6 protein-coding genes, 1 tRNA gene and 1 pseudogene are annotated in these 4,196 nt (G+C 66.9%); 4 read left to right on the forward strand and 4 right to left on the reverse strand.

What is annotated here, in order from left to right; all coding sequences use genetic code 11:
* Nucleotides 1-211 (forward strand): annotated as a pseudogene (locus tag RMO97_RS16310) (2-octaprenyl-6-methoxyphenyl hydroxylase); the annotation flags it as partial.
* 64 nt (nt 212-275) lie between these two features.
* Nucleotides 276-812 carry a hypothetical protein gene (locus tag RMO97_RS16315; protein WP_310542083.1) on the forward strand — a complete coding sequence of 179 codons (537 nt, stop codon included), beginning with the start codon at nt 276-278 and terminating at the stop codon, nt 810-812.
* Here the strand turns inward: RMO97_RS16315 and RMO97_RS16320 are convergent.
* The 4 genes from RMO97_RS16320 to RMO97_RS16335 form a co-directional block, all read right to left on the reverse strand.
* The gene (locus RMO97_RS16320; RefSeq protein ID WP_310542084.1) at nt 809-1,009 is read right to left on the reverse strand and encodes a Trm112 family protein; all 201 of its coding nucleotides are present in this window, start codon (nt 1,007-1,009) and stop codon (nt 809-811) included. The two genes, RMO97_RS16315 and RMO97_RS16320, sit on opposite strands and share 4 nt — an antisense overlap.
* A gap of 11 nt (nt 1,010-1,020) precedes the next feature.
* On the reverse strand, nt 1,021-1,683 hold the full coding sequence (locus RMO97_RS16325; RefSeq protein ID WP_409035329.1) for an LON peptidase substrate-binding domain-containing protein: 663 nt from the start codon (nt 1,681-1,683) through the stop codon (nt 1,021-1,023).
* A 14-nt stretch (nt 1,684-1,697) separates the two neighbouring features.
* Nucleotides 1,698-2,594 carry a co-chaperone YbbN gene (locus RMO97_RS16330; protein WP_310542086.1) on the reverse strand — a complete coding sequence of 299 codons (897 nt, stop codon included), beginning with the start codon at nt 2,592-2,594 and terminating at the stop codon, nt 1,698-1,700.
* Between the two features lie 70 nt (nt 2,595-2,664).
* On the reverse strand, nt 2,665-3,186 hold the full coding sequence (locus RMO97_RS16335) for a prolyl-tRNA synthetase associated domain-containing protein (protein ID WP_310542087.1): 522 nt from the start codon (nt 3,184-3,186) through the stop codon (nt 2,665-2,667).
* A gap of 79 nt (nt 3,187-3,265) precedes the next feature.
* Between RMO97_RS16335 and RMO97_RS16340 the strand changes: the two genes are divergently transcribed.
* Both RMO97_RS16340 and RMO97_RS16345 read left to right on the forward strand, forming a co-directional pair.
* The gene (locus RMO97_RS16340; protein ID WP_310542088.1) at nt 3,266-4,012 is read left to right on the forward strand and encodes a DUF6065 family protein; all 747 of its coding nucleotides are present in this window, start codon (nt 3,266-3,268) and stop codon (nt 4,010-4,012) included.
* A gap of 108 nt (nt 4,013-4,120) precedes the next feature.
* Nucleotides 4,121-4,195: transfer RNA gene (locus RMO97_RS16345), tRNA-Gly, on the forward strand.
* Nucleotide 4,196: the final 1 nt, after the last annotated feature.

The following is a 4,196-nucleotide window of genomic DNA, read 5'->3' on the forward strand; positions in this document are numbered from 1 at the left end:
CCGCTGGCGCAGCTTCGACAACATCATGCTGGCGGCGGCCACCGACGTCTTCGTGCGGCTGTTCTCCAACGACAATCCTCTGCTGCGCCTGGCGCGCGGGGCCGGCATGTCGGTGGTCAACCGGATCGGCCCCGCCCGCCGGTTCTTCATGCACGACGCGGGCGGAGCCTCCGGCGACCTGCCCCGGCTGCTGCGGGGCGAGGCGCTTTAGAGGGCTCCTATGCTGGCCATCCCCGGGCTGCCCCGGTAGCTGAGGGGCTCCGGGGAGAGTGAGCATGGCCGCGCAGCGCATCCATATCGTCGGAGCCTCGGGCTCCGGGACGACGACCCTGGGCGCCGCCCTGGCCCAGGCCATGGACGTACCCCACCAGGACAGCGACCATTTCTTCTGGCTGCCCACCGAGCCGCCTTTCACCACCCAGCGGCCCCAGCCTGAGCGGGCCGCCCTGCTGAGCGCCGCGGTCCCGGCCAACGAGTCCTGGGTGCTGTCGGGGTCCCTGCTCTCCTGGGGCCTGGAGGTGGTGGGGCGCCTGGACCTGGTGGTCTTCCTCTATCTCGACCCCGAGATCCGCATGGCCCGAAGCCTGGCCCGCGAGCGGCTACGCTACGGCGACCGCATCGAGCCCGGCGGCGACATGCACGAGGCGCATGTGAAGTTCATGACCTGGTCGCGGGGCTATGACGACGGCTCCAACGGCGGCCGCAGCCTGGCCAGCCATCGGTCCTGGCTCTCGACCCTCACCTGTCCGGTGCTGGAAATCACCGACGCGCCCAGCGTCGAGGAGAGTGTGCGCCGGGTGCTCGCCTTCTAGTCGGTCAGTTCCCGGGCCTCTTCCGGCAGCATGATCGGCACGCCGTCACGGATCGGATAGGCGAGGTTGGCGGACTTGGAGACCAGTTCGGCCTTGTCGCGGTCATAGGTCAGCGGCCCGTGGGTCACCGGGCAGACCAGGATTTCCAGCAGGCGCGGATCGATGTCCACGGTGAGGGCGGGGAGGGGCTGCGTCATGGGCGCCATCCCTACTGCATGGAGTGGCCGGCGTCATCGCCGTCTTCCAGGGCGTCGATCTCGAGCAACGTCGTCAGGGCGTCGACGCGCTCCACGAGGGTGGGCGCCTCCAGCAGGGCCTGCTTTTCCAGGGGCTCGAAGGGCAGGCCCATGGCCAGGCTGGTGACCAGGCTTTCCAGGGGCGCGGTCTCGGCGGTGTCCCAGTCGATGTCGAGCTCGCGGCGGTTCAGGTACTTCTTCAGCGCCACGGCGAAGCGCTTGCGGTCGAACTCGTTGGTATCGACCTCCTCGTCGGCCAGGTCGCCGAAGAAGGGGGCGAAGGTGGTGCGCACCTGGCGATAGGGGGTCCTCACCGCCAGTTCCTCGCCCGCCTCGAACCGGCAGACCCCGGTGAGCGTGATCAGATAGCTGCCGTCAGAGGTCTCGTTGAAGCTGGTGATGCGGCCAGCGCAGCCGACATGCGCAAGGTTGGGCCGGGCCCGCTCGCCGCCGGCCCGCGTCTGGACCATGCCGATCATGCGGTCACCAGCCATGACGTCGTCCACCAGGTTCAGGTAGCGGGGTTCGAAGATCCGAAGAGGCAGTTCGCCGCCGGGCAGCAGCAGGGCGCCGTCCAGGGGAAAGACCGGGATCACCTGCGGCAGGTCCGAGGGGCACTGAGAGCCGCTGGGTATCGCCCGTTCGCCCTTCACGAGAACAGGATCGCCGACAGCCGCCGCCGCCCGCTGCGGGCGATGTCGGAGCCCGGCCCGGCGGCCTCGAAGATGGTGATCAGCTGCTTGCGGGCGGCCTCGTCGTTCCAGGCGCGATCGGCCTCGATGATCTTCAGCAGGTGATCGGACGCCGCCTCCCAGGCCCCACGCCCCGCGAGCGCCGTGGCCAGTTCGTAGCGGGCCTCATGGTCATCTGGATCGGCGGCGATACGCTTTTCCAGGTCGGAGGTCTCCTCCGGCGCGGCGTCGGCCAGGGTGAGCGCCGCGCGCACGCTGTCGAGGTCAGCGTCCTTGGCGCCTTCCGGGGCCATGTCGGCGATCTCCCGGGCCTTCTCGGGGTCGCCGCCCTGCAGGTAGACGCGGGCGAGGCCGCCGATGGCCTTCAGGTTCGCCGGATCGGCCTGCAGCACCTGGGCGAAGGCCTGGGCCGCGCCGCCCAGGTCGCCCAGGTCCAGGGACTCCTTGGCCATGGCCAGCAGTTCGTCGGCCTCGTTGGCCGGCGCCTGGCCGGCGATGCGGTCGACGAACTGTTTCACCTGGCTGTCGGGCAGGGCGCCCATGAAGCCGTCGATAGGTCGCCCGCCGGAGAAGGCGAACACCGCCGGGATGGACTGCACGCGCAGCTGGCCGGCGAACTGCGGGTGCTTGTCGATGTCGATCTTCACCAGCTTGACCTTGCCCTTGGCCGCCAGCACCGCCTTTTCGATGGAGGGGCCGAGTTGCTTGCAGGGACCGCACCAGGGCGCCCAGAAGTCGACGATCACCGGAACGGTGTTGGAGGCCTCGATCACATCGGCCATGAATCCGGCGTCGCTGCCGTCGGTGATGAGATCGCCGCCGGCGTTGGAGGCGGTTTCGCCGATCAAGGTCATGGCTATGGTCTTTCCCGTCTAAGGGGTTTGAACGTCGTGGCGGCTAAAATGGTCCCAAGCGGCGCGGTCTTCAACGGACGAAACCGTGCCCCACCACCGATAGGGTGGTGAAATCCACTACAAGGGGCGAAATCTCAAGCCTGGCAAAGAATTTCCGCAGGCCCGCCTGGCTCACCGTGGTGGTGGCGGTGTTGGTCAGAGGGTGAAAATTTACCTGTTCGGCCTGGGCGAGCGCCTGGTCCAGCACGAAGGTCACGCGCCGGTCGGTGTCGTTGATCATGGCGAAGGCGGTGACTGACCCCGGCGTCACCCCGAGCGTCTCCGCCATCAGCTCGGCGCTGCCGAAGGAGAGCCGGGCAGAACCGATCACCGGGTGCAGGTGCTTGAGGTCGATCACCGTCGAGTCCTGGGCCGAGATCAGCCAGAGACGGCCCTTGGCGTCCTTCAGGAACAGGTTTTTGGTGTGGGCGCCGGCGATCCCATGCTTGATCTCCTCGCCTTCTCCCACCCGGAACACCGCCTCGTGGTCGGTGGTGGCGTGGTCGATCCCGTGGGCGTCGAAAAAGTCGATCAGGTCGGGGCGTGTCTGCATCCGATCTGATTAGCGAACTGGACGCGGCGGCGACAGGCTGGCTAGACCAACAAACCTGGTCATCGCGTGAGAGCCCGCCATGCTGCTTGAGTGTTACCCCACCGCCCTGCGCCCTCCGGAGATCGTGCCGGGCCGCCCCCAGCGCGCCTGGATGGATCATTTCGCCGAGCGCCACCCGTATCGCTGTCTGCCGTTGTCCATGGCCAATACCACGGGCTGGGAAATCCTCTGCCCGATGGCCTTCACCGCCACCTGGAACGGCGGGACCCGGCAGGAAGACATCAAGCTCCAGACCGACTATCCGCACCCCGACTTCCATCATTTCGCCAAGAGTCACTTCAGCCACGGGGTGGTGACCTTCCATCCGGGCTACCTGTTCCGCACCTCGCCCGGCTGGTCGATGATCGCCCAGGGGCCGCCTAACCACGTCAAGGACGGTATCCAGCCCCTGGCGGGCCTGGTGGAGACCGATTGGCTGCCCTTCCCCTTCACGATGAACTGGATCTTCACCCGGCCGGGCTCGGTGCGGTTTGAGAAGGGCGAGCCCTTCTGTTTCATCACCCTGGTGCAGGACAAGGCGCTCAACGACGTCCAGCCGGTGATTAAGTCGATGGACCGCAATCCGGAACTCCGCGACCAGTACGACGTCTGGGAGAAGCATCGCGCGGAGTTCAACGCCAAGATCTTCCGCCTCGATCCGGAGGCCACAAAGGAGGCCTGGCAGCGCTATTATTTCAAAGGCGAGTTCCCGCCGGAGATCGAAAACGAGGCCCCGAAGGACCATGTGAACAAGCGCCGCCTCAAGGCCCCGCGCTTCATGGGCTGAGAAATCCGACAATAGGGACCAGCCGTGCTTGCCAAGCCCCGGACCCTCTGCCATAAGCCCGCTCTCGAATTTCGGGGCCAATCCTCACGGGGATCGGTTTCACGGAGTGCGGGCGTAGCTCAGTGGTAGAGCACAACCTTGCCAAGGTTGGGGTCGAGAGTTCGAATCTCTTCGCCCGCTCCAG

The sequence above is a fragment of the Phenylobacterium sp. genome (assembly GCF_031425575.1).
Lineage (GTDB): Bacteria > Pseudomonadota > Alphaproteobacteria > Caulobacterales > Caulobacteraceae > Phenylobacterium.